The organism is Streptomyces sp. NPDC037083 (genome assembly GCF_055606485.1).
Map to the genome: position 1 here is coordinate 356,738 of NZ_JBVJSQ010000002.1, position 24,006 is coordinate 380,743.

The following is a 24,006-nucleotide window of genomic DNA, read 5'->3' on the forward strand; positions in this document are numbered from 1 at the left end:
GGACCACTGATCCGGATAGTCAAGAGGGACAGATGCGGGCCGACGCCAGGAAGAACCGCGACCACGTGCTCGCAGTAGCGGGCACCGCCATCACCGAGCAAGGTGTCGACGTGTCGATGCGCGACATCGCGCGCAGGGCCGACGTCGGGCTCGCGACGCTGTTGCGTCACTTTCCGACGCGCGAGGCGCTGCTCGAGGCCCTGCTCGCCACGAGCTTCGACGAGCTGACGGAGAGGGCAGGCAGGCTCGGTACGTCGAGCTCACCCGAAGAGGCTCTCGTCTCGTGGCTGCGCGACTGTGTTGCGTGGACGACCGAGTATCGGGGCGTGACCGTGCTGATGGCAGCCGCCATCGAGGACCCCGAGTCCGCACTCCACGCTTCGTGCGTCACACTGCGCGCGGCCGGTGCGCGGCTCCTCGCCCGTGCCCAGGCCGCAGGCGTAGCGCGGACCGACATCGATGGCACCGATCTGTTCGCGCTGGTGGCGACGCTCGCGTGGCTCGGCGATCAACCCTCGCTCGCCCCACGCGCCGATCGCCTCTTCGAAGTTGTCGCGAGCGCGATCCTGACGAATCCAGCGAGCACCGATGCCGGAAAAACGCCGCCCCCCGGCCCGTAGCCGGAATCGCCGCGCACGCGGGCCGGCGAACTCGGCCCGGCCCGAGCCCATGGGCGTCAAGGCGCCCGCCTCCCGCGCAGAAGGGCGGCCATCCGCTCGGCGTCGTGTGCTCGCCATCAGACGGTCGCCCCCGTCCTCCCTGCCCTCGTCCTCCCTGCCCTCGTCCTCCCTGCCCTCGTGTCGGGGTCAGTCGTGGGCGGAGTCGAGGTGCCAGACAACCGCCTTGTCCAGTTTCACGGTGCCGTTCTCGGCGAAGACCTGCACGCCCTGGCTGGCGGGGTCCGGGAAGATCTGGTCGGTGATCACGGCCTCACCGCTGCCGCCGAAGACCTCGACGGACGACCAGTCGACGAGGATCCGCAGCTCGACCTTGCCGTTCTTGGCCTTCAGCGGCGCTGTCCGGACGCCGGGGAAGGTGCTGTTGAAGTCCACGGCGCCGGAGCGGGTGCGGTCGACGTACAGCTCCTGGGTCGTGGTGTCGTACCCGATGACGGTCTCCTCGCCGTTCGCGCCCGTGCGGACCTTGAGGCCGAAGCGGTCGGCGTCCTCGAGGGAGAAAGTCGCTTGGACGTCTAGGGTTCTGCCCTCGGCGGCGGGGCCGATCAGGGGCTGGGAGGTGTTCTTGACGGTGACGCCGGACGCGGACTCCGCGTGCGGCTGCCGGAGGGACTCCAGGCCGTCGACCGGCTTGCTGATCAGGCGGATCCGGCCGTTGACCGTGCGCAGGCCCATCTCCCGGGGGACGCTCTGCGCGCCGCGCCAGGGGGAGGTGGGGACGGCGCCGCTGTAGTCCCAGTTGTTCATCCAGCCGACCATGTACCGCTTGCCGCCCGGGGCGTTCTCCCAGGACACGGCCGCGTAGTAGTCCTTGCCGTAGTCGGCCCAGTCGGCGCGCTGCACGACGGACTTGGCGGCGGTGTCGGCCTCGGTGAACCGGTCGGCCAGGATGTGGCCCCAGCCGGCCTTGTTCCTGTCGACGATCTGGATCTTCGCCTTCTTGCCTGCGTACGGGCGCAGATCGAAGGAGGCCCAGTCCAGGGTCTCGCTGTCGGCGCCGGTGGCACTGCGGACTACCTGGCCGTCGACGATGAGGTTGACGGACGTCTCCTGGGAGACGGCCTGGGCCTTGGTGTCGGAGAGCATGATGTGGTCGACGTTGAGGTGGCCCCAGCCTTCGGTGTTGTCGTCGACGACCCTGAGCCGCGCCTGCTTGCCGGCGAGGTCGCCGACGTCCCAGGAAGCCCAGTCGAGAGCCTCGCTGTCCTTTCCGGTGGCGCTGCGCACCACTTCGCCGTCGACGAGGAGTTCGAGGGCGGTGGGGTTGGCGGAGCCCGCGGGGTGGTTGCCGCCGCCGATGAGGAAGTTGATGTGCTTCTTGTCGAGGGTGAACTCGGGCGAGGTGAGGGTGCCGGTGGTGGAGTCGCCGTTCAGGAAGGTGTTGACCAGACCACTGCCCAGGAATCCGGAGACTTCCTGCTGGTTGGGGAGGGTGCCGTTGGCCGGGGCCGCGCCGAAGGCGTCACCGGTCGTCGTCCAGCCGCCGTAGCTGCCGCCCTCGAAGTCGGCGAGGACCGTCCCGGCAGGCGGCGGGCCCTGTTCCAGGACGGTTCCGGGCTCGTGCGGGTGGCGTCCGCCGCCGACCTTGAAGTTCAGGTAGGAGCTGTCGACCGTGAATTCGGGTGAGGTGAGGGTGCCGGTGGTGCCGTCACCCGAGTGGAAGCTGTTGGCGAGACCCTTGCCGTCGAAGCCGTCGACAGTCCCCTGGCCGTCCACCGCCCCGGCCGCCGGTCCGTCGCCGAAGGCGGCGCCGGTCGTCGTCCACGTACCGAAGTCGGCGTTCTCGAAGTCCTGGACCACCGTCCCGGCGGGCGGGGTGTAGGTGCCCTTGTCGTCGGCGGTGAACGTCTTGCCGTCGAAGTCGCCGACGAAGTACTGGGCGGCCGAACCGCCCGCGATACCGCCGGGATTGATGTTGACGACCAGGACCCACTTGATGTTGTTCTCGTCCCCGTCGACCGCGAGCGGGAACAGGTCCGGGCACTCCCACACCCCGCCCGTCGCACCGGCCGGCCCGAACTCACTGAGCAGTTCCCAGTCCTTGAGATTCTTCGACGAGTAGAACCGCACCTTGTGCTCGGTGGACAGCGACACCGTCATCAGCCAGCTCTTGGTCGGCGCGTACCACTGGACCTTGGGGTCGCGGAACTCCCTGGAGCCGATGTCGAGGACGGGGTTGCCCTGGTACTTGGTCCAGGTGCGGCCGCGGTCGGTGCTGTAGGCGAGCGACTGGGCCTGCTTGCCGCCGTTCTTGTAGGCGCTGGTGTAGATCGCCACCATGGGCGGGTTCTTCTTCGTACCGAAGCCGGTGGTGTTGTCCCGGTCGACGACCGCGCTGCCGGAGAACACCATCTCCTCGTCGTCGTGCGACAAGGCGAGCGGCAGCTCCTGCCAGTGCACGAGGTCCTTGCTCACCGCGTGCCCCCAGGACATGTCGCCCCAGGAGTTCCCGTTCGGGTTGTACTGGTAGAAGAGGTGGTACTCGCCCTTGTAGTACACGAGGCCGTTGGGGTCGTTCATCCAGTTCTTCTCCGGGGTGAAGTGGAACTGGGGCCGGTAGGTCTCGGAGTACGGCGGGGTGTCGGCGGCTACGGCTTGGGGTGCCAGTGGGGCTGCGGACAGTGCGCAGACGGTTGCCACCGCCGCGATCATTCGTATCCGGGCATGCCGGGATACACGTCCAGGGCTCATGGTGTCTCCTGTGTTGCGGCCGTCCACAGCGCGGAGCCTGCGGCTCTGGCGTGGGCCGACCAAAAGTGACGCCCGGGCGGCGCAGTCGTCCACGGCACCGAACCGGGATGTCAACGATGACTTGTGTCATCGATGACATCGCGTGGCCCGATGATGGGCTGAATCTGCCCAAGGCGTCAACGGTTCGGGCGGAACCACCCGCCACGCCCTGCCTGTCCGTCAAACGCCACTGTCACTTCGCCAGTTGGGCCAACTGCTTCCGCCCCGCAGACTGGGACCGGCGACCGAGCAGGTCAGGGCCGCGCCCCGAGCGTCGAACCGGGAGGCTTCCGCGACCTCGTCGAGACTGGGCTCGACCAGTCGGCCACCTCAGGCCCGCAGCGCCGCACGCCCTTCGACGACCGGACCCGCAGGCGCTGTTACCGACTCGACCCGGCCGTCGCTTGGTCAGGTTCTGGCTCTGGTTCTGCTGGTGCTCAGTGGACGGCCGCAGGTGGTGCAGGTGCTGGCCGGCACCTCAGCAGGTCTTGGAGGACCTCCAAGACCTGATAGAGGGTGAGGCCGGCCTCCGGGCTATTGGGCCGAGCCGCCGGAGGATGAGCAAGGCCTGGGCAGCGGTGACGAGGGGGACGACGTGATGATGTCAGCCTCTCCAGATGCGGCCTTCGAAGTGGTCCAGGCCCAGGCCGTGCTTGAGCTCGCGGCAGTCGCGTTCGATGCGCCGGCACATCCTCGCCCACCGGACCAGGTCGGCGACGGGGGTCGTGGCGGGCAGGTTGGTCACCCAGTAGCCGGTGGGCTCGATTGCTTCACCAGTCGCGTTCCTCCAAGGCGAGCCGGAAGGACACGCTGCGGCCGTAGCCGGCATCCGTCACGATCACCCTGCGCGACCCATCCATCGACGGACCCATATATAAAAGATCTTGTATCTTGGTACACTCTAATTGATATACACAGGAGGGCACCCATGAGTCGTACCGTGATCGACCTCGACGACGAGGCCTTGGAAGAAGCGGCCAAGGAACTCGGCACCACCACCAAACGCGAGACCATCAACACCGCCCTGCGGGAAGTCACGGCCCGTTACCGGCGTCTGCGCGCGCTCGAGGAAGCCCGCGAGCTGGTGACCGACGGCGCGCTGGACATGGACCTTCTCCTGAACAAGAGCAAGTACCGGCCCACGAGCACAGCCGACGCCGCCTCCGACACCGGAGCGCATGAGTGACCGTCGCCGATTACCTCATCGACACCTCCGCGCTCGCCCGCGTCCTGCTCCGCCAGAACACGGCCGACTGGGATGACAGGATCGGCGCCGGCCTCGTCGCGATCTGCGACATCACCGAACTCGAGGTCCTCTACGCAGCCCGTTCGGCCGCAGACCGTACGCGTCTGAAGGCGGCACTCGACGCCCACTACGTCTGGTGCCCCATGCCGGACGGCGTCTACCGCCGCAGCCGCGTCGTCCAGGAACAGCTGACCGCCAAGGGTGAGCACCGCAGCGCGGGCCCCGTCGACCTCCTAGTGGCTGCCGCCGCCGAGGAAGCGGGGCTCACACTGCTCCACTGCGACCACGACTTCGACACCATCGCCCGCACCACGGGACAGCCGGTCCGCCAGATCGACCTGAGGCAGTAGAGCCTCCACAGCCGCACAGTCGGCGATGAGGAACGGGGGGCCCGTGGCGACGGCCTGTCGAGAACTCAGCCGAAGCCCGAGCGCCCGAGCCACGGGAATGACTGGCCAACCAGGGAACACGCGATCACGCCGGCCGGAGGAGGAGTCTGGCGCTGTTGGCGAATGCGGGCCTGGAAGACTCCCGTTCGGGTGAACAGGGGCCTCTTCAAGAGCGTCGTCCGGGGCCGAGCCCCATCAGCGTTTCGCCCGCTTTCTGACCCGGTCGATCAGCTTGGCATCGAAATACTCGCCGTTCGCGGTCGGCGTCCACCACGTCGAGGACCGTCCGAGCCATCGAGGCCCGACCAGTCGCGTACTCCTTGCACAGGGTCCAAATGCCCTCACGCGCCGCGATCTGGCAGTCGATCCCGAGTTCCGGTGCGCCGGCCTCGACTTCGGTCCAGTGAGACTCCCCGCCGACACAGGAAATGAGCTCGTCGAGCAGACGGATGTGGACCGCTTCGGACGTCTCCTCGGTCAGGGCCGCCACGATCAGGGAAGTCACGGGTACCGCCACCTCGAAGAGGAGGGACTGCACGTACACGTGCCCCTCCAGGGACGCCTCGGCCAGCCCTCGGGGCGTGTCCGCCTCCAGGAGACGAGCGAAGGTCTCGGGAATGTGGGCTCCCGTCCCACCGCATCCGCAGCGCAGGGAACCCCAGTCCACGCACCCGGCCTGGATCAAGGACGGCCTGACACTCATACCCGCACCCCGGTGCCGTTCGCTCTCTGCCGAGCCACTGGTACCCGCCGCTCACGCGGTCGCGAGGTAGACCGTATCGAGAGGTCATCTGTGGTCCCGGTCAGCGGCGAGGACGGCGTCACAGGCGGTCAGTGGCGATACCCACGCCCTCACAGCGTCCCCGATTTCGCCTTCGGCATCTGGTTCAGGGTGTCGCTCGGCTCGAACCGACCCGTTTGCGCAGGTCAGATCGGTGTGACCACTGCACATGGGGGCGTCGCCGGACTCGCGAGCCGCGGATTCGGTCCATCCGGGCGCAGTTGACGGTCCGACACGCTGAAAAATGAACGTTTCCGCAGGTCAGGGACCTACACAAGTGGGGCGGGTGGGACTCGAACCCACGGCCGACGGATTATGAGTCCGCTGCTCTAACCGGCTGAGCTACCGCCCCATAGCGGCGTGTCGCGTACATGTGTGCGCGCCGTCTGCCGCAGCATAGCCGCTCATACGATCTCCCGCTTCGGCTGGTCGACCTTGCACGCCCACGAGGACTGCACCCCTGGCCTGCACGGTTCCCACCGGCGGGACACCGACATGAAAAAGGACCCCCACGGGGTCCTCGTTCACGATGCTCCCCCGACTGGACTCGAACCAGTAACCTGCCGGTTAACAGCCGGCTGCTCTGCCAATTGAGCTACGGAGGACCGAGCTCCCCCGACTGGACTCGAACCAGTAACCTGCCGGTTAACAGCCGGCTGCTCTGCCAATTGAGCTACGGAGGAATGCCTCGTTGCATCGAACGTGCCTACCTGGGTATTCGCCAGGGGGCGCTCGCTCGCTGCGACACATACATTAGCGCAAGCAGGGGGGTGCTCCGCCAATCGGTTCCCCCCGGCGCCGATGTCGTGCCAGGGACCTACACGAGGGAAGGGTGGCCGTCATGCGCTACAAGCTCACGTTCGTCGTCGGAGTGGCTCTGGGTTACGTACTGGGCACGCGTGCCGGGCGCGAGCGCTACGAGCAGTTGAAGAAGTCGGCCCGGCACGTCGCTCAGAACCCCACCGTGCGCAACACCGCCGAGACCGCCGCCCAGCAGGGCCGGCAGTACGCGGGCAAGGCGTACCACGCGGTCAGCGACAAGGTCGGCGAGCGGATGCCCGAGTCGGTGTCCCAGCGGGTGCGCTCACTGCGCGACCGCAACACCAACGGCGCAGCCGCGGACGACTGGGGTACGAGCAACACCTAGTCGACGCATCGACCAGGGGGTGCGGGCCGCGCCCGCGGGGCCGGGAGCTGTGACATCTGCGGCTCCGCGGCCCCGTCCGCATGGGCGCGACCAGCCACAACGGGCCCGTGGTCGCGAGGTCGCACCGGCCTCCGCGGTCTCCACGACCACATCCGACCGGAGCGTGCGGCAGAATTTTCGCCATGGGGATAGTCGCCGGGTTGGACAGTTCGCCCGATTTCACTCGTATCGTCGTCTGCGACGCGGACACCGGAGCCGTGCTCCGGCAGGGATACGCGCCGCATCCGGTGGAAGGCGCCGAGGGCGGCGGGCGGCCCTCCGACGTCGATCCGCAGGCCTGGCTGCTGTCCCTGGGCGAGGCCGCGGGCGGCGGGCTGCTCGAAGGCGTGCAGGCCATCGGGGTGTCCTCGCAGCAGAACGCCGTCGTGCCGCTGGACTCGCAGGGCAACACCGTGCGTCCGGCGATGGTCGGCGGGGACCGGCGCGCTCAGGTCGCGGCAGCGGACCTGGTCGACGCGCTCGGGGGGCGTGAGGCGTGGGCGCAGGCGGTGGGGTGCGTGCCGCAGGCCGCCCAGCCGGTGACCAAGCTGCGCTGGCTGACGAAGAACGAGCCCGAGGCGGCCGCGCGGACCGCCGTGTTGCTCCAGGCCCACGACTGGCTGGTGTGGCAGCTGCTCGGACGGCCCGTGCGACGGACCACCGATCGCGGCGGAGCTTCCGGGACCGGCTACTGGTCGGCCGCCACCGGCGGTTATCGGCCGGATCTCGTGGAGCTGGCGCTCGGTCACCAGGCGATGCTGCCCGACGTGATCGGGCCGTCCGAGGCAGCCGGCACAACACCGGAAGGGCTGCTGATCTCCGCCGGGACCGGAGAGACGATGGCCGCGGCCCTGGGCCTGGGCATCGGGCTCGGTGACGCGGTGGTGTCCCTCGGCGCCTCCGGCTCCGTGATGGCCGTGCACCCCGAGGCGCTGGTCGACCAGAGCGGGATGATCACCTCCCTGGCCGACGCGACGGGCATGCACCTGCCCGTCGTCACCACCCTGAACGCGGTACGGACCCTGCGCGGCGCCGCCGAGCTGGTCGGGGCGCCCGACCTGGAGGCGCTGTCGGACCTGGCGATGAAGTCGACGCCGGGGTCCCACGGGCTGGTCATGCTGCCCTACCTGGAGGGCGAGCGGACCCCGAACCTGCCGCACACCGCCGGGACGCTGGCCGGGCTGCGACGCGAGTCGATGAAGCCCGAGCACTTCGCGCGGGCCGCGTTCGAGGGGATGCTGTGCGGGCTCGCGGACGCGCTGGACGTGCTGCGCGGGCGGGGCGTGGACGTCCGGCGGATCTTCCTGCTCGGGGCCGCGGCGGAGCTGCCGGCCGTGCAGGCGGCGGCGCCCGCGCTGTTCGGCGCCCAGGTGGTCGTGCCGCAGCCGGCGGACTACGCGGCGATCGGGGCTGCCCGGCAGGCCGCGTGGGCGCTCGGCGTCTCGCAGGGGACCCTCGATCCGCGGACGCCGCCGGCCTGGCAGGGGGCGGCGGCGCAGGTCCTGGATCCGGGCGAGGAGCTGGCCGTGGGGCAGGCGGTGCGCCAGCAGTTCGTCTCGGTGCGGGAACAGACGCATCCGGGAGCGTTCCGCGCATAACGGGAGCATTTCGAGCGTAAGGCGCACGTGGGCGCGTACCGCATGCATCGGGAGCGCCGGGACGTCCGGCACATCTCGGCGCGCGCCGGATTGCCGCGAAAAGCACTGCTGTCGGCTTAATCGGTTGAGGTAACGCGGGTGGAGTGTCGGACGATAGGGGCCAGGGGCAACCAGTGCCCCTCCCCGCCGACTCCGAGAGACGTAGCGTGCTCATACGACTGCTGAGGACCTACCTCAGGCCCCACCGAAAACCCATCACCCTTCTGGTGCTGCTGCAGTTCCTGCAGACCTGCGCCACCCTGTACCTGCCCACGCTGAACGCGCACATCATCGACAACGGTGTCGTCGAGGGGGACACCGGATACATCCTGTCCTTCGGCGGCGTGATGATCGCCGTCTCGCTGGCGCAGGTCGTGTGCAACATCGGCGCCGTGTACTACGGCGCCCGGACCGCGGCGGCTCTCGGCCGGGACGTGCGGGCGGCCGTCTTCGACCGGGTGCAGTCCTTCTCCGCACGGGAGGTCGGCCACTTCGGCGCGCCCTCGCTGATCACCCGGACGACCAACGACGTCCAACAGGTCCAGATGCTGACCCTGATGGCGTTCACGCTGATGGTGTCGGCGCCCATCATGTGCGTGGGCGGCATCGTGCTGGCGCTCGGCCTGGACGTGCCGCTGTCCGCGGTGCTGGTCGCCGTGGTGCCGACCCTGGGCATCTGCGTGACGCTGATCGTGCGCCGGCTGCGGCCGCTGTTCCGGTCCATGCAGGTGAAGCTGGACACCGTGAACCGGGTGCTGCGCGAGCAGATCACCGGCAACCGGGTGATCCGCGCCTTCGTCCGCGACGAGTACGAGCAGCAGCGGTTCCGGAAGGCCAACTCCGACCTCACCGGCATCTCGCTGAAGACCGGCAACCTGCTCGCGCTGATGTTCCCGGTGGTCATGACCACGGTGAACCTGTCGTCGATCGCGGTGGTCTGGTTCGGCGCGCACCGCATCGACAGCGGCGGCATGCAGATCGGCGATCTGACGGCCTTCCTCGCCTATCTCATGCAGATCGTGATGTCCGTGATGATGGCCACCTTCATGTTCATGATGGTGCCGCGCGCGGAGGTGTGCGCCGAGCGCATCCAGGAGGTCCTGGACACCTCCTCGTCCGTCGTGCCGCCGGTGGCGCCCGTCACCGAGCTGCGCCGGCACGGGCACCTGGAGATCCGTGGGGCGGGCTTCCGCTATCCGGGCGCCGAGGAGCCCGTCCTCAAGGCCGTCGACCTGGTGGCGCGGCCCGGTGAGACGACGGCCGTGATCGGCTCGACCGGCAGCGGCAAGTCCACGCTGCTCGGGCTGGTGCCCCGGCTGTTCGACGCCACCGAGGGCGAGGTGCTCGTCGACGGGGTGCCGGTGGCCGAGGTCGAGCCCACCCTGCTGGCCCGGACCGTCGGACTGGTGCCGCAGAAGCCGTACCTGTTCGCCGGCACGGTCGCCACCAACCTGCGGTACGGCAACCCGGACGCCACCGACGAGGAGCTGTGGCACGCGCTGGAGGTGGCGCAGGCCAAGGACTTCGTGAGCAAGCTGGAGAACGGGCTCGACTCCCCCATCGCGCAGGGCGGGACGAACGTCTCCGGAGGTCAGCGGCAGCGGCTGGCCATCGCCCGTACGCTCGTGCAGCGGCCGGAGATCTACCTGTTCGACGACTCCTTCTCCGCGCTCGACTACGCCACCGACGCGGCCCTGCGGGCGGCGCTCGGCCGGGAGACCGCGGAGGCGACCGTGGTGATCGTCGCCCAGCGTGTGTCGACCATCCGCGACGCCGACCGGATCATCGTCCTCGACGAGGGCCGGGTCGTCGGCACGGGCTCGCACCACGAGCTCATGGCGGACAACGAGACCTACCGGGAGATCGTGCTCTCCCAGCTCACGGAAGCGGAGGCTGCCTGATGGCCGGGCCCATGGGACGCATGATGGCCGGCGCCGGTCCCGAGAACCGTTCGCTGGACTTCAAGGTGTCCGGCAGGCGGCTGCTCGCCCACTTCAAGCCGGAACGGCTCACGCTCTACGCGATGCTGTTCTGCGTGGTGCTGAGCGTCGGTCTCAACGTGGTGGGGCCGAAGATCCTCGGCAAGGCCACCGACCTGGTCTTCGCGGGCATCGTCGGCCGGGAGATGCCGGCCGGGGCGACCAAGGAGCAGGTCCTCGACTCGATGCGGGAGCGCGGCGACGACGGTGTCGCCGACATGCTCAGGAGCACCGACTTCACGCCCGGCAAGGGCATCGACTTCGGGTCGGTCGGCGAGGTCCTGCTGTTCGCGTTCGGGGTGTTCCTGGTCGCCGGCCTGCTGATGGCGGTGGCGACGCGCCTGGTCAACAAGGCCGTCAACCGCACGATGTTCCGGATGCGCGAGGACGTGCAGACGAAGCTGTCGCGGCTGCCGCTGTCGTACTTCGACAAACGCCAGCGCGGCGAGGTCCTCTCCCGGGCGACCAACGACATCGACAACATCGGGCAGACGCTCCAGCAGTCGATGGGGCAGCTCATCAACTCCCTGCTGACCATCATCGGCGTGCTGGCGATGATGTTCTGGGTGTCCTGGCTGCTCGCGCTGGTCGCACTGGTGACGGTGCCGCTGTCGGCGGTCGTCGCCACGCGCGTGGGCAAGCGGTCGCAGCCGCACTTCGTGCAGCAGTGGCGCTCCACCGGCAAGCTCAACGCGCACATCGAGGAGATGTACACCGGTCACACGCTGGTGAAGGTGTTCGGCCGTCAGGCGGAGTCGGCCGAGCAGTTCGCCGAGCAGAACGAGGCGCTGTACGAGGCCGGGTTCAAGGCGCAGTTCAACAGCGGGGTCATGCAGCCGCTGATGATGTTCGTGTCGAACATCAACTACGTGCTGGTGGCGGTGGTCGGCGGACTGCGGGTCGCGTCCGGCTCGCTCTCCATCGGCGACGTGCAGGCCTTCATCCAGTACTCCCGGCAGTTCTCGATGCCGCTGACGCAGGTCGCGTCGATGGCGAACCTGGTGCAGTCGGGCGTCGCCTCGGCCGAGCGGATCTTCGAACTCCTGGACGCGGAGGAGCAGGAGGCGGATCCGGTGGCGGCCGAGCGGCCCGGGGAGCTGCGCGGGCGGGTGGCGCTGGAGGGCGTGTCCTTCCGGTACGACCCGCAGAAGCCGCTGATCGAGGACCTGTCGCTGACGGTGGAGCCCGGTCACACGGTCGCCATCGTCGGTCCGACGGGCGCCGGCAAGACGACGCTGGTGAACCTGCTCATGCGGTTCTACGACGTCTCCGGCGGGCGCATCACGCTCGACGGCGTCGACGTGGCGCGGATGTCCCGCGACGAACTGCGCGCCGGGATCGGCATGGTGCTCCAGGACACCTGGCTGTTCGGCGGGACCATCGCGGAGAACATCGCGTACGGCGCGTCCAGGGAGGTCACCCGGGGCGAGATCGAGGAGGCGGCGCGGGCCGCGCACGCCGACCGGTTCGTGCGCACCCTCCCCGACGGCTACGACACCGTGATCGACGACGAGGGCAGCGGGGTCAGCGCCGGCGAGAAGCAGCTGATCACCATCGCGCGGGCGTTCCTGTCCGACCCGACGATCCTGGTGCTCGACGAGGCCACCAGCTCCGTCGACACCCGCACCGAGGTGCTGATCCAGAAGGCGATGGCGAAGCTGGCGCACGGGCGCACGTCGTTCGTCATCGCGCACAGGCTGTCGACCATCCGGGACGCCGACACGATCCTGGTGATGGAGAACGGCTCGATCGTCGAGCAGGGGGCGCACGCCGACCTGCTGGCGGCCGACGGGGCCTACGCGCGGCTGTACAAGGCGCAGTTCGCGCAGGCGGTGGCGGAGGTCGACTGATCGGGGCCGGCCGTGCGCTGTGCCGGGGGGCCGCTCGTACCGGGTACGGACGAGCGGCCCCGCCGTATGCGCCGGCGGCTCAGTCCAGATAGCCGCGCAGTTGGTCCGCGAAGGCGTGGTCGCGCAGCTTGTTGAGGGTCTTCGACTCGATCTGCCGGATCCGCTCGCGCGTCACGCCGAAGATGCGGCCGATCTCCTCCAGCGTGCGCGGCCGGCCGTCCGCCAGCCCGTAGCGCAGCTGGACGACCTTGCGCTCGCGTTCGCCGAGCGTGGAGAGCACGGCGTCCAGGTGCTCGCGCAGCAGCAGGAAGGCCGCCGACTCGACGGGGCTGGCCGCGTCGCCGTCCTCGATGAGGTCGCCGAGGGCCACGTCGTCCTCCTCGCCCACCGGGGCGTGCAGGGAGACCGGTTCCTGGGCCAGGCGCAGGACCTCGCCGACGCGCTCGGGCGGGAGGTCCAGCTGCCCGGCGACCTCTTCGGCGGTGGGCTCGTAGCCGCGTTCCTGGAGCATGCGGCGCTGGACGCGGACGACCCGGTTGATGAGCTCGACGACATGGACCGGAACGCGGATGGTGCGGGCCTGGTCGGCGAGCGCGCGGGACATGGCCTGCCGGATCCACCAGGTGGCGTAGGTGGAGAACTTGTAGCCACGGGCGTAGTCGAACTTCTCGACCGCCCGGATCAGGCCGAGGTTGCCCTCCTGCACGAGGTCGAGCATGGTGAGGCCGCGGCCGACGTAGCGTTTGGCGACGGAGACGACGAGCCGGAGGTTCGCCTCGATGAGGCGACGCTTGGCCATCCGTCCCATGACGACCAGCCGGTCGAGGTCGAGGGCCAGTTCGCTGTCCAGGTCGGGCGCGCTGCTCAGTCTCTCCTCGGCGAACAGGCCCGCCTCCACGCGACGGGCCAGCTCGACCTCCTCGGCCGCGGTGAGCAGCGGAATCCGGCCGATCTCGCGCAGGTACTGGCGGAACAGGTCCGAGGAGGGGCTGCCGCTGTCGGTCACCCGGGCACGGGGCGGCGGGGTCTCGACGGGCTCCGGTTCGGGGCTCTCCTCGAGTGCCTCGGCGGGCGGATCGGCGGCCTCGGGCGCGGGCTCGATCTCGGGGTGGTGCGCGGCTCGGTTCTGCGGCGGGACCGCGGCGAGGACGTCGCTGTCGGCGTCCGGATCCGCGCCGTCGGTCGGGCTGTCGGCAGTGCGGTCGGTCTGGGTCAGGGTCTGGGTCTGCACGGGGGCGACCTCCAGGATGATCGCTGCTGAGGTGAGCGGCGGCGGTACACCGGGGGCCGCTCCGAGGACTCAGGCACCGGGACCCAGTGTGGGGTACGACACAACCTCGCCACGAGGGGCGTGCGGTGACTTTTTGCGTCCGGACCGTGACCACGCGGATACCCCGCCGCGGGCGGCTGCTCAGAGCGCGGACGGGCCCTCATGCTGCAGTGCCCTGTCGTACCTGGTCAGGATCATCATCTCGTTCTGGACGGCGGCGGACTGGGCCGGGTCCGTGTGGCCGAGCCGGGCCAGCGTGCTCTGCAGCTCGGTGAGCCGTCGGCTCACGGCCCTGCGACGCACGGTCACCAGTTGCTCGCCCGCGTAGTTCTCGTCGACCGTGCGGCGCATGATCGCCTCGACGGCGAGCTCGGTCACCATCGCCCGGACCGCGTCGTCGGGCGCGGCCTCGCGGACCCGTACCAGGTACTCCGGTCCGTCCTTGACGCCCCACTCGGCGCCGCCCGCGTCCTGGATCGCCTGGCGTACGGCGGCGTAGGGGGCGGCGGTGAACTCGTCGACGCCGTACGCGTCGAAGGCGGGTGAGACCAGTTCGGGGCGCTGCAGGGCGAGTTTGAGCAGCTCGCGCTCGGTGGCGTAGACGGCGTTGCGCAGGTTGAGCGCGGGGCCGCCGACGGCGGGCCGGGGCGCGGAGTCGTAGGGCTGGGGGCCCCGGCCGGCCGGGGCGGGGCCCTTGCCGCCGCGGTCACGGGCCCAACGGGCCAGCTGGGCGACGCGCTTGACGACGAACTGGGTGTCCAGGATGCCGAGCATGCCGGCCAGTTGGACGGCGACCTCGTGCTGGGCGCCGCTGTTCTTGATGCGGGCGACGATGGGCGCGGCCTCGTCGAGGGCGGCGGCACGCCCCGCCGGGGTGTCGAGGTCGTAGCGGACGACGATCTGGCGGAGCGCGAACTCGAAGAGGGGCGTGCGGGGTTCGACGAGGTCGGCGACCGCCTCGTCGCCCTTGGCGAGGCGCAGGTCGCAGGGGTCCATGCCGTCGGGGGCGATGGCGATGTACGTCTCGGCGGCGAACTTCTGGTCGTCCTCGAAGGCGCGCAGGGCCGCCTTCTGGCCGGCCGCGTCGCCGTCGAAGGTGAAGATGACGCGGGCGCTGCCGTTGTCCATCAGCAGTCGGCGCAGGATCTTGATGTGGTCGCCGCCGAAGGCCGTGCCGCAGGTCGCGATGGCGGTGGTGACGCCGGCGAGGTGGCAGGCCATGACGTCGGTGTAGCCCTCGACGACGACGGCCCGGCTGGTCTTGGCGATGTGCTGCTTGGCGAGGTCGATGCCGTACAGCACCTGGGACTTCTTGTAGATCGCCGTGTCGGGAGTGTTCAGGTACTTCGGCCCGTTGTCCGCCTCGTAGAGCTTGCGGGCGCCGAAGCCGACGACCTCTCCGCCGATGTCGCGGATGGGCCACATCAGCCGGCCCCGGAAGCGGTCGATGGGTCCGCGGCGGCCCTCCTGGGCGAGCCCGGAGAGCAGGATCTCCTTGTCGGTGAAGCCCTTGCCGCGCAGGAAGCGGGTGAGGTGGTCCCAGCCCTGGGGGCTGTAGCCGACGCCGAAATGGAGCGCGGCGGTCTGGTCGAAGCCGCGCTCGGCGAGGAAGATCCGGCCGGTGTCGGCCTCGGGGCTGACGGCGAGCTGTTCCGCGTACCACTCGGCGGCGACCTTGTGGGCCTCGACCAGGCGGATGCGTTCGCCGCGCTGGTGGGCGGGGTTGTAGCCGCCCTCCTCGTAGCGCAGGGTGATGCCGGCCTGGGCGGCGAGACGCTCGACCGCCTCGGAGAAGGTGAGGTGGTCGACCTTCATCACGAACGTGATGGTGTCGCCGCCCTCCTGGCAGCCGAAGCAGTGGAAGAGCCCCTTGCTCGGGCTGACCTGGAAGGAGGGCGACTTCTCGTCGTGGAAGGGGCACAGGCCCTTGAGGTTGCCGCCGCCCGCGTTGCGCAGCTGGAGGTACTCGGACACGACGGCGTCGATCGGGACCGCGTCCCGAACCGCCTTCACGTCCTCGTCGTTGATCCGTCCTGCCACGAGGTGATTCTACGGGGGTGCGCCGACAGCTATGAGAGAAGCGTTTCCAGGGGGACGTGCGGGTCGGCCAGCGCCTCCGTGTTCACCGGGGTGCGTGCGGTGATCAGGCGCTGGATCGGCTCTGTGACGTCCCACACGTTGACGTTCATCCCGGCCAGCACCCTCCCCTCCTTCACCCAGAACGCGATGAACTCGCGCTTTCCCGCGTCGCCGCGGATCACCACCTCGTCGTACGTTCCCGGTGGGGCCCAGCCGCTGTACTCCATGCCCAGGTCGTACTGGTCGGAGAAGAAGTAGGGCACGCGGTCGTAGGCGACCTCCTTGCCGAGCATCGCGCGGGCGGCCGCCGGGCCGCCGTTGAGGGCGTTGGCCCAGTGCTCGACGCGCAGCCGGGTGTCGAAGAGGCCGTGCGGGAAGGACGCGACGTCGCCGGCCGCGTAGACGTCGGGGTCGGAGGTGCGCAGCGAGGCGTCCACCATCACACCGCCGCCGTGGGCGCGGTCGGCCAGTTCCAGTCCGGCCGCCTCGGCGAGCGCGGTCCGCGGGGCCGCTCCGATCGCCGCGAGGACGTCGTGGGCCGGGTGTTCCTCGCCGTCGTCGGTGCGGGCGGCCAGGACCATGCCGTCCTGGCCGACGATCTCGGTGAGCCGGGCGCCGAAGTGGAAGCGGACCCCGTGCTCGCGGTGCAGGTCGGCGAAGAGGCTGCCCAGCTCGGGGCCGAGGACGCCGTACAGCGGGGTGGGCTCCGGCTCGACGACGGTGACCTCGGCGCCGTACTCGCGGGCCGCTGCGGCGATCTCCAGGCCGATCCAGCCGCCGCCGGCGATCACGATGTGCCCGTTGTCGCGGCCGAGGGCGGCCAGGACGCCCTTGAGGCGCTCGGCGTGCGCGAGCCGGCGCAGGTGGTGCACGCCCGCGAGGTCGGTGCCGGGGATGTCGAGGCGGCGGGGTTCGGCGCCGGTGGCGAGGAGCAGTTTGTCGTAGTGGGCGAGCGTGCCGTCGTCGCCGAAGCGGACCGTCTTCGCGGCGCGGTCGATCGCGTCGACGGTCTGGCCCAGGTGCAGCTCGATGTCGTTCTGCGCGTACCAGGCGGGCTCGTGCACGAAGACGCTCTCGCGGCTGTCCTTGCCGAGCAGGTAGCCCTTGGACAGCGGGGGCCGCTCGTAGGGGTGGTCGCGTTCGTCGCAGATCAGTATCACGCGGCCGGTGAAGCCCTCCGCCCTCAGCGTCTCGGCCGCCTTGGCGCCGGCCAGGCCTCCTCCGACGATGACGAATGTCTGATCCGCGTCGACCACGTGAATGCCTCCTAACGGCGTCTGGGGGAGTCCCAGACAGCACTGTGCGATCCGCCACATGCGAGCGTCCCGCACGGGACGTGATGGGGGAAGGGGGACGTGCCCGATCAAGGCGCGCCGGGGCCCGTTCGGGCCCGTTTGGGCGCACCGGGCACGTCCGGATCAGGTTCTCTTGTGCCCCGTCAGCCGCGTGTGAAGCGAGCGGGCCGACGCGTCGGTGAGGGAGGCGATCTGGTCCACGACGACGCGTTTGCGGGCGCGGTCGTCGGGGGCCTGGTCGAACAGGGCGCGGAACTGGGGGTCGAGGCCATCTGGGGCGCGGGCCGTGAGGGCCTCGGCGAGCTCGGCGATGACGACGCGCTGGTCGGCCCGCAGGAGCTCCTGCTCGGCGCGCTGCATGACGTAACGGTCGGCGACCGCCTTGAGGACGGCGCACTCCAGCCGGGTCTCGTGCGGTACGACGAGTTCGGCGTCGTAGCGGGTGAGGGGGCCCGAGCCGTGCCGGGCGCGGGTGGCGCCCTCGGCGGCGAGGCAGAAGCGGCCGATGAGCTGGCTGGTGGCGTCCTTCAGGCGGGCCTGGGCGGTGGCGGAGCCGTCGTAGCCGTGCGGCCACCACTCCTGGTCCTGGAGGCGGTCGAGGGCGGCGGCGAGTTCGGCCGGGTCGGTGTCGGCCGGCACGTACCGTCCGACGGCGACCCGGAAGACCTCCTGGCGTTCGGGCTCGGCGTGCAGGCAGTTGGGGTCGAGGTGTCCCGCGTGCAGGCCGTCCTCCACGTCGTGCACCGAGTACGCCACGTCGTCCGCCCAGTCCATGACCTGCGCCTCGAAGCACGTGCGCGTGCCGGGGGCCTCCTTGCGGACCCAGTCGAAGACGGGCCTGTCGTCGTCGTAGACGCCGAACTTGGGCGAGGCGGGGTCGGTGGGGTGGGCGCCCCGGGGCCAGGGGTACTTGGTCGCGGCGTCGAGGGCGGCCCGGGTGAGGTTGAGGCCCACGGAGCCCTCGGGGGTGAAGCGCTTGGGCTCGATGCGGGTGAGCAGGCGCAGCGACTGGGCGTTGCCCTCGAAGCCGCCGCAGTCCCGCGCGAAGTCGTTGAGCGCCTGTTCGCCGTTGTGGCCGAACGGGGGGTGGCCGAGGTCGTGGGAGAGACAGGCCGCCTCGACCAGGTCCGGGTCGCAGCCCAGGGCCGCGCCGAGCTCGCGCCCCACCTGGGCGCACTCCAGGGAGTGGGTGAGGCGGGTGCGGGGGGTGGCGTCCCACACCTGGCTGCGTGCTCCCGGCGTGACGACCTGGGTTTTGCCCGCGAGTCTTCTGAGCGCCGAGGAGTGCAGGATGCGGGCGCGGTCTCGCTGGAAGGCGGTGCGGCCGGGGCGCTTGTCGGGCTCCGCCGCCCAGCGTTCCGTTGACGGCAAGTCATAGGGCATGCCTCGACAGTAAGCGGCGGCAGTGACAAACGGGTGCCTACGCGACTGCCGGGTTCCCGGGCCGGCCTCTTCAGGCCGCGCTGCTCTCGGCCCCCGCCCCGAGCGCCTGGTCGTAGCGGTGGAGCAGCAGGTCGGCCATCGCCGGGTGGGTGCCCAGGGGCGCCGACGCGATCCAGGGAGCCGCCTGGGCGCACTCCGTGGCGAAGCGGCCGGGGGCGGTGAAGCAGGAGGCGACCGCGACCCTCTCGCGGCCCCTGGCCGCCAGTGCGCGCACCGCCGTCGGGACCGTCGGGGCCGCCGTCGACGCGTAGGCGGGGATCACCGGGACGCCCAGTCGCTCCGCCAGGAGCTGGGCCGTGCGGCGGGTGTCGACGGCCGAGTCGGGGTCGCGGGAGCCCGCAGCGGCGAGGACGACCGCGCTCGCGGCGCGCTCCGCCTCGCTCATGTCCGTGCGCCAGCCCGCCTCGACGAGGCGGGTGAGGAGAGCGTCGACCAGCAGGGGGTGCGGGCCCAGCGGCGCGGCCACGCGCGTGCGCACCCGGGCCGCCGCCGCCATCTCGGGGATGTCCCGCTTGACGTGGTAGCCGCGGGCCAGGAGCAGCGGGACCAGGACGGCGTCCGCCGTGTCCCGGGCGTCGAGCGCGGCGAGGGTGTCCGTCAGGAGGGGCTCGTTTAGCTCGATGTGGCCGAGGCTCACCTGCAGGCCGGGCCGGCGTTCGCGGACGCCGTCCAGGAGGGCGCGCACGGTGCTCAGCGCACGCGGGTCACGGCTGCCGTGCGCGACCACGACCAGCGCGGGCTGGCCGGGGCGTCGGCGGGCGTCGAGCTGGACGAGGCTTGGCTGGCTCATGCACCGATCCTGACGGCACGAGGTTGCACCCCCGTTGCCTGACCGTCACGACTGTTTTCCGGCCGTTCACCGCGGCCGTGGGGGCGCTGTGAGACGCGGCTCGCACCGCGGGACCGAACCGGATCGCCGTCCGACGCGTCTTCCCAGGCCGGAACGGGTTGTCGACCTGGGGGGACACCGTATGCACATCCGTCGACCGCGGCTGCCGCGCACCCGCGCCGGACGGCGCCGACTGGTGCAGGCCGTGATGGCCGGGTGCGTGCTCGCGCTGCTGCCGGCCACCTGGCTGCACGTGTCCACGGCCGACCGGCTCGGCACGACCGCCGACGCGCCGCGCACCGAGGTCGCCGTGGTGTTCGGCGCCGGTCTGTGGGACGGCGAGCCGTCGCCGTATCTCGCGCACCGGCTGGACGCCGCGGCGAAGCTGTACCGGGAGGACCGCGTCGAGGTCGTGCTCGTCACCGGCGACAACAGCCGGAAGGACTACGACGAGCCCGACGCCATGCGCACCTATCTCACCCGGCACGGCGTGCCGGACGCGCGCATCGTCAGCGACTACGCCGGCTTCGACACCTGGGACTCCTGCGTGCGGGCCAAGAAGATCTTCGGCGTCGACCGGGCCGTGCTGATCAGTCAGGGCTTCCACATACGGCGGGCCGTCGCCCTGTGCGAGGCGGCGGGGGTGGAGTCGTACGGCGTCGGCGTCGACGCGAAACACGACGCGACCTGGTACTACGGGGGCGCGCGGGAGGTCCTCGCGGCGGGCAAGGCCGCGCTGGACGCGGTGTTCGAGCCGGACCCGCGGTTCCTCGGCCCGAAGGAACCGGGCGTGCCCCGGGCACTCGCAGCCGCCAAGTGACCACGAACACCGGCCGGCCGAGCGACCCAGCGGCTGGGCCGGCGGGCAACCGAGCGGCTGGGCCGGCGAATGGCTGGGCGGGCGGGCGACCGAGCAGCGCAGCGCCACAGCCGCCCGGCCGCACAGCCACCCGGCGCTCGTTCGTGCGGTGTCAGTGTCCGCGGAACGTCGGGGGGCGTTTCTCCAGGAACGCGGTCATGCCCTCCTTCTGGTCCTCGGTGGCGAACAGGGCGTGGAACACCCGCCGTTCGTAGCGGAGGCCGTCGCGCAGGCCGGTCTCCAGGGCGCGGTCCACGCACTCACGGGCCGCCCGGACGGCGGTGCGGCCGTACGAGGCGATGGTCGCCGCAGCGGCCAGTGACTCGGGCAGGACCCGCTCGTCGGGGACCACACGGGAGACCAGGCCGCACGCCTCCGCCTCCCGCGCGTCCATCGTGCGGCCGGTGAGGACGAGGTCCATCGCCTTCGCACGGCCGACCAGCCGGGTCAGCCGCTGGGTGCCGCCGATCCCCGGGATCACGCCGAGCCTGATCTCCGGCTGGCCGAACACCGCCGACTCCCCCGCGATCACCAGGTCGCACATCATCGCCAGCTCGCAACCGCCGCCCAGGGCGACGCCGCCCACGGCCGCGATCTTCGGGGTGCGCAGATCGGCGAACTCCTCCCAGGCGGCGAAGTAGTCCTCCTGCGCCATCTCCACGGCCGACTTCCCCGCCATCTCCCGGATGTCGGCCCCGGCCGCGAAGGCCCGCTCCGACCCGGTGACCACGAAGCAGCCGACGGCCGGATCCGCGTCCAACGGGCGCAGGACCTCCAGGAGTTCGCCCAGCAGCGCGGAGCTCAGCGCGTTGAGCACGTGCGGGCGGTGCAGGCGCACGGTCACGACCGCGCCCTCACGTTCCAGCTTCAGGTTGTCCGTCGTCACCGGTGGCCGCCTCCTCCTACGAGTCCCAGATCGCGCCGTACGCCGGAATGCCGCGTCGTTCCAGCCCGTGCACCACCTGCCAGGTCGTCTTCTTGTTGGAGATGCAGATCACCGCCTCCGCACCGAAGTCGCGGTACGCGGCGTACGCGAGCGCCACCATGTCCGGCTTGCCGTCGCGGGACGTGTCCCAGACGAGGGCCTGCGGCTGGACGGCGAGGATCTCGTCGACGAGGGCGTCGCCGTAGGTCGTACGGGGGTCCCGGGTCGCCCAGACCAGGCGGGAGGGGACCTCGGCGGCCAGCAGGTGGGGCAGACAGGGGCCGATGCCACTGCCGGTCGCCACGTACACCACCTTCTCGAACAGGACCTCGACGTTGGCGACACCGGCGGTGGTGATGCCCTTCGTCCACACCGTCGACGGCGGGTCGTCGATGAAGGAGCCGGTCCAGTCGCCCGCCCGCGAGATCGTGAGCCGGAAGCCGGACTCGCCGGGGGCCGGGACGTTGGCGAAGGAGTGCCATTCCTTGAGCGGGCTGCGGCTGATCGCCGTCGAGGAGCCGGCGAACGGGGTCTCGCCGTAGTCGAAGCGGGCCAACACCACGTGCGGGGAGGGGCGTTCGGTGCGGACGTCGACCCTGCGCAGCCGCAGCCAGGGCAGCGCCACGCTGAACGTCACGAGCGCGAGGACCGACACGGCCAGGGGGCCCGGCGCCGCCATCAGGGTGTGCGCCCAGAAGAGGGCGAGGGCGCTCCAGCCGCCGAAGCGGTGGATCCTCTCGAACGCGTCGTGGTGGCGGGAGCGGAAGGGGGGCAGGGCCGTCCCCACGATCACCGCGAGGAGGGCGAGCAGCGTCCAGTTCACCGCCATGAGGGGGCCGTCGGCCGTCCTCAGCGTCAGCGTCAGGAACCACGCCGTTCCCGCCAGCGCCCCGCCCACGTGCAGTCCGCCGAAGTGGTAGACCTTCCCGAGTGTCCAGCGCAGCCGCAGCGGCCAGTGGGTCGGGGCCGAGGTCGCCAGCCGGAAGAGGAGGTTGACGACGTACTGCTGGCGGATCAGGACGGCCAGCGCGAGGTTGGCGAGGGCGGCGTGGCCGAGGGACCGCTCGGGCAGGGGCCGGCCCGCGTACGCGTACGCCACGTTGAGGACGACGACCAGGGCCGCCAGGCGGTTGTGGTGCATCAGCCGGGGGTGTTTGAGCAGCCGGCGGAGTTTCGGCACGGGCGGCGGCAGTTCCGTCTCCGGCCGGTTCAGTGAGGTGGTCACCGGGCGCCCACCGCGGTCCGTTCCCGGGCCAGTCGCAGCAGGGCCTGCTTGTCGATCTTGCCGCGGTCCGTCTCCGGCAGGAATGTCAGGGGCATGACATTCTCGGGCACGCAGTAGTACGGCAGCGCCTCGGCGACCGCGCGACGGGCCGCGGCCGGGTCGACGTCCGCCGGGCAGACGAAGGACACCAGCGTGCGGGCGTCGCGCCGGAGGGTCACCGCGCGGGCACAGCCGGGCAGGCCCTCCAGGACCGCCGACACGGAATCCAGCTCCACCCGGAAGCCGCGCACCTTGACCTGGTCGTCGGTACGGCCGAGATGCTCCAGCTCGCCGTCGGCGGTCCAGCGGCCGAGGTCGCGGGTGCGGAACATCCGGTGGCCGCCGCCGAGGAAGGGGTCGGGGGCGTACCGCTCGGCGTTCAGCTGCTCGTCGCCGAGGTAGCCCGCGGAGACGCAGACGCCGCCCGCCCACATCTCGCCGACCTCGCCGATGGGCAGGGGGCGGCGGTCGGCGTCGAGGACGTAGACGGTGTTGTTGGGGGTGGGGCGGCCGACCGTCAGCAGCGGGGCGGCCGGGTCGTGGCGGCTCATCGTGTTGACGATGGTCGTCTCGGTGGGGCCGCAGCAGTTGAAGAACTCCGCGCGGCGGGCCCAGCGGTCGGCCAGCGGGCGCGGGCAGGGCTCCCCGGCGACGGCCACCGCGCGCACCCGGGGACAGGCCGCCGGGTCGATGCCGGACAGCACGGTCGGGGTGGCGATCAGCACGGTGGCCGTGCGGGCGGCCGCGGCGATGTCCCTGCCCCGGATGACCAGGGTCGCGCCCTGGGAGAGGCAGCCGAGGATCTCCCAGGCGGCCATGTCGAAGGCGATGTTGAGGAGTTGGGCCACGCGGTCGCCGGGGCGGATGCCGAGGGATCCGGGGCTGGTGAGGAGGAGGTTGGCCACATTGCGGTGGGTGACCTCCACACCATTGGGGCGGCCGGTGGTGCCGGAGGTGAACAGGATGTAGCAGCCGTCGTCGGGGGCGACGCGGGGACGCGGGCGGGGAGCCCCGGCGGGGGCGAGAGGGGCGTCGAGCGGGTCGAGCGGGTCGTCGAGGGCGATCACCCGCGGGCCGGCCGGGATCGCCGGCGCGTCCTCGCACCGGGTGAGGACGACGGAGGTGGCGGCGGTGCGGACCACGTGCTCGAGCTGGGTCCTGGGCGTGATGCCGACGTCCTGGGGGACGTAGGCCGCGCCCGCCTTCAGGATGCCGAGCAGGCCCACGACCATGGCCGTCGAGCGGCGGACGAAGAGGCCGACGTGGTCGCCGGGGCCGACGCCCTCGCGGGCCAGGCGGACGGCGAGGGCGTCGGCCCGGCGGTTCAGCTCGGCGTAGGTGAGGGTCGCGCCCCGGTGTTCGGCGGCGATCGCGTGCGGGGTTGCGGCGGCGTGCCGTTCGACCGCGTGGTGGATCAGCGGGTCCGGGACGGGGACGGTCGGGCCGTGGCCGAACTTCCGGAAGAGGCGCTGGTCGTGGGGGGTGAGATGGCGCAGAGGCATGTCGGGGGACCTCCAGGCTGCGTCGAGTGTCGGTGACATGTCCGGGGACGGCGACATGCCCGGGA

18 protein-coding genes, 3 tRNA genes and 1 pseudogene are annotated in these 24,006 nt (G+C 71.0%); 8 read left to right on the forward strand and 14 right to left on the reverse strand.

The window, feature by feature from the left end; genetic code table 11:
* Nucleotides 1–32 precede the first annotated feature (32 nt).
* Nucleotides 33–620, forward strand: coding sequence for a TetR/AcrR family transcriptional regulator (locus ACZ7DE_RS06390; protein WP_470758577.1), 588 nt, complete (start codon nt 33–35; stop codon nt 618–620).
* Nucleotides 621–806: 186 nt separating this feature from the next.
* On the opposite strand, the gene ACZ7DE_RS06395 is transcribed toward ACZ7DE_RS06390, so the two are convergent.
* Together ACZ7DE_RS06395 and ACZ7DE_RS06400 are read right to left on the reverse strand one after the other, a co-directional pair.
* The gene (locus tag ACZ7DE_RS06395) at nt 807–3,368 is read right to left on the reverse strand and encodes a GH32 C-terminal domain-containing protein (protein ID WP_470758578.1); all 2,562 of its coding nucleotides are present in this window, start codon (nt 3,366–3,368) and stop codon (nt 807–809) included.
* A 517-nt stretch (nt 3,369–3,885) separates the two neighbouring features.
* Nucleotides 3,886–4,167, reverse strand: a pseudogene (locus tag ACZ7DE_RS06400) (IS701 family transposase); the annotation flags it as partial.
* A gap of 168 nt (nt 4,168–4,335) precedes the next feature.
* On the opposite strand from ACZ7DE_RS06400, the gene ACZ7DE_RS06405 reads away from it, so the two are divergent.
* A complete protein-coding gene (locus ACZ7DE_RS06405; protein WP_470758579.1) occupies nt 4,336–4,593 on the forward strand; it encodes a type II toxin-antitoxin system VapB family antitoxin in 258 nt (85 codons plus the stop codon).
* On the forward strand, nt 4,590–5,003 hold the full coding sequence (locus ACZ7DE_RS06410; RefSeq protein WP_470758580.1) for a PIN domain-containing protein: 414 nt from the start codon (nt 4,590–4,592) through the stop codon (nt 5,001–5,003). Before ACZ7DE_RS06405 ends, ACZ7DE_RS06410 begins: the two co-directional genes overlap by 4 nt.
* A 205-nt stretch (nt 5,004–5,208) precedes the next feature.
* Here ACZ7DE_RS06410 and ACZ7DE_RS06415 read toward each other — a convergent pair whose 3' ends face one another.
* From ACZ7DE_RS06415 to ACZ7DE_RS06430, 4 genes are all read right to left on the reverse strand, one after another.
* The gene (locus ACZ7DE_RS06415; protein WP_470758581.1) at nt 5,209–5,586 is read right to left on the reverse strand and encodes a hypothetical protein; all 378 of its coding nucleotides are present in this window, start codon (nt 5,584–5,586) and stop codon (nt 5,209–5,211) included.
* A gap of 515 nt (nt 5,587–6,101) precedes the next feature.
* Nucleotides 6,102–6,175, reverse strand: a tRNA-Ile gene (locus ACZ7DE_RS06420).
* Nucleotides 6,176–6,355: 180 nt separating this feature from the next.
* Nucleotides 6,356–6,428 (reverse strand) — tRNA-Asn (locus tag ACZ7DE_RS06425).
* Nucleotides 6,429–6,433: 5 nt separating this feature from the next.
* A tRNA-Asn gene (locus tag ACZ7DE_RS06430) sits at nt 6,434–6,506 on the reverse strand.
* 158 nt (nt 6,507–6,664) lie between these two features.
* Here ACZ7DE_RS06430 and ACZ7DE_RS06435 point away from each other — a divergent pair.
* The 4 genes from ACZ7DE_RS06435 to ACZ7DE_RS06450 all read left to right on the forward strand — a co-directional run bounded on the left by ACZ7DE_RS06435 (nt 6,665) and on the right by ACZ7DE_RS06450 (nt 12,475).
* Nucleotides 6,665–6,970, forward strand: a complete 306-nt coding sequence (locus ACZ7DE_RS06435; RefSeq protein WP_470758582.1) for a YtxH domain-containing protein — start codon at nt 6,665–6,667, stop codon at nt 6,968–6,970.
* A 182-nt stretch (nt 6,971–7,152) separates the two neighbouring features.
* Nucleotides 7,153–8,607, forward strand: coding sequence for a xylulokinase (locus ACZ7DE_RS06440; protein WP_470758583.1), 1,455 nt, complete (start codon nt 7,153–7,155; stop codon nt 8,605–8,607).
* Between the two features lie 206 nt (nt 8,608–8,813).
* Nucleotides 8,814–10,547 carry an ABC transporter ATP-binding protein gene (locus ACZ7DE_RS06445; protein WP_470758584.1) on the forward strand — a complete coding sequence of 578 codons (1,734 nt, stop codon included), beginning with the start codon at nt 8,814–8,816 and terminating at the stop codon, nt 10,545–10,547.
* Nucleotides 10,547–12,475 (forward strand): ABC transporter ATP-binding protein, encoded by a 1,929-nt coding sequence (locus ACZ7DE_RS06450; protein WP_470758585.1) that lies wholly within the window; start codon nt 10,547–10,549, stop codon nt 12,473–12,475. Before ACZ7DE_RS06445 ends, ACZ7DE_RS06450 begins: the two co-directional genes overlap by 1 nt.
* Before the next feature lie 79 nt (nt 12,476–12,554).
* Here ACZ7DE_RS06450 and ACZ7DE_RS06455 read toward each other — a convergent pair whose 3' ends face one another.
* From ACZ7DE_RS06455 to ACZ7DE_RS06475, 5 genes are all read right to left on the reverse strand, one after another.
* Nucleotides 12,555–13,727: an RNA polymerase sigma factor gene (locus ACZ7DE_RS06455; protein WP_470758985.1), complete on the reverse strand. Its 1,173-nt coding sequence runs from the start codon at nt 13,725–13,727 to the stop codon at nt 12,555–12,557.
* Between the two features lie 159 nt (nt 13,728–13,886).
* Entirely contained in the window at nt 13,887–15,785 is a 1,899-nt protein-coding gene (dnaG, locus tag ACZ7DE_RS06460) for a DNA primase (protein WP_470758586.1), read from the reverse strand.
* A gap of 29 nt (nt 15,786–15,814) precedes the next feature.
* Nucleotides 15,815–17,080: an NAD(P)/FAD-dependent oxidoreductase gene (locus ACZ7DE_RS06465; RefSeq protein ID WP_470758587.1), complete on the reverse strand. Its 1,266-nt coding sequence runs from the start codon at nt 17,078–17,080 to the stop codon at nt 15,815–15,817.
* Between the two features lie 162 nt (nt 17,081–17,242).
* Nucleotides 17,243–18,502, reverse strand: coding sequence for a deoxyguanosinetriphosphate triphosphohydrolase (locus ACZ7DE_RS06470; protein WP_470758588.1), 1,260 nt, complete (start codon nt 18,500–18,502; stop codon nt 17,243–17,245).
* A 70-nt stretch (nt 18,503–18,572) separates the two neighbouring features.
* Nucleotides 18,573–19,352, reverse strand: coding sequence for a sirohydrochlorin chelatase (locus ACZ7DE_RS06475; protein ID WP_470758589.1), 780 nt, complete (start codon nt 19,350–19,352; stop codon nt 18,573–18,575).
* Nucleotides 19,353–19,533: 181 nt separating this feature from the next.
* Between ACZ7DE_RS06475 and ACZ7DE_RS06480 the strand changes: the two genes are divergently transcribed.
* Nucleotides 19,534–20,211 (forward strand): SanA/YdcF family protein, encoded by a 678-nt coding sequence (locus ACZ7DE_RS06480; protein ID WP_470758590.1) that lies wholly within the window; start codon nt 19,534–19,536, stop codon nt 20,209–20,211.
* A 151-nt stretch (nt 20,212–20,362) separates the two neighbouring features.
* Here ACZ7DE_RS06480 and ACZ7DE_RS06485 read toward each other — a convergent pair whose 3' ends face one another.
* Genes ACZ7DE_RS06485 through ACZ7DE_RS06495 form a run of 3 tightly spaced genes read right to left on the reverse strand, consistent with a single transcriptional unit; the run spans nt 20,363 to nt 23,941 of the window.
* On the reverse strand, nt 20,363–21,136 hold the full coding sequence (locus tag ACZ7DE_RS06485; protein WP_470758591.1) for an enoyl-CoA hydratase-related protein: 774 nt from the start codon (nt 21,134–21,136) through the stop codon (nt 20,363–20,365).
* Nucleotides 21,137–21,152: 16 nt separating this feature from the next.
* Nucleotides 21,153–22,400 (reverse strand): ferredoxin reductase domain-containing protein, encoded by a 1,248-nt coding sequence (locus ACZ7DE_RS06490; RefSeq protein ID WP_470758592.1) that lies wholly within the window; start codon nt 22,398–22,400, stop codon nt 21,153–21,155.
* Nucleotides 22,397–23,941, reverse strand: coding sequence for an amino acid adenylation domain-containing protein (locus ACZ7DE_RS06495; protein WP_470758593.1), 1,545 nt, complete (start codon nt 23,939–23,941; stop codon nt 22,397–22,399). The genes ACZ7DE_RS06490 and ACZ7DE_RS06495 overlap by 4 nt, the downstream gene beginning before the upstream one ends.
* Between the last annotated feature and the right edge of the window lie 65 nt (nt 23,942–24,006).

What these genes read in the sequence shown, in the direction of transcription:
- ACZ7DE_RS06470 (WP_470758588.1), bottom strand. Translation starts at nt 18,502, where the DNA reads ATGCCCTATGACTTGCCGTCAACGGAACGCTGGGCGGCGGAGCCCGAC.
- ACZ7DE_RS06405 (WP_470758579.1), top strand. Translation starts at nt 4,336, where the DNA reads ATGAGTCGTACCGTGATCGACCTCGACGACGAGGCCTTGGAAGAAGCG.
- ACZ7DE_RS06475 (WP_470758589.1), bottom strand. Translation starts at nt 19,352, where the DNA reads ATGAGCCAGCCAAGCCTCGTCCAGCTCGACGCCCGCCGACGCCCCGGC.
- ACZ7DE_RS06435 (WP_470758582.1), top strand. Translation starts at nt 6,665, where the DNA reads ATGCGCTACAAGCTCACGTTCGTCGTCGGAGTGGCTCTGGGTTACGTA.
- ACZ7DE_RS06390 (WP_470758577.1), top strand. Translation starts at nt 33, where the DNA reads ATGCGGGCCGACGCCAGGAAGAACCGCGACCACGTGCTCGCAGTAGCG.
- ACZ7DE_RS06450 (WP_470758585.1), top strand. Translation starts at nt 10,547, where the DNA reads ATGGCCGGGCCCATGGGACGCATGATGGCCGGCGCCGGTCCCGAGAAC.
- ACZ7DE_RS06480 (WP_470758590.1), top strand. Translation starts at nt 19,534, where the DNA reads ATGCACATCCGTCGACCGCGGCTGCCGCGCACCCGCGCCGGACGGCGC.
- ACZ7DE_RS06495 (WP_470758593.1), bottom strand. Translation starts at nt 23,941, where the DNA reads ATGCCTCTGCGCCATCTCACCCCCCACGACCAGCGCCTCTTCCGGAAG.
- ACZ7DE_RS06395 (WP_470758578.1), bottom strand. Translation starts at nt 3,368, where the DNA reads ATGAGCCCTGGACGTGTATCCCGGCATGCCCGGATACGAATGATCGCG.
- ACZ7DE_RS06440 (WP_470758583.1), top strand. Translation starts at nt 7,153, where the DNA reads ATGGGGATAGTCGCCGGGTTGGACAGTTCGCCCGATTTCACTCGTATC.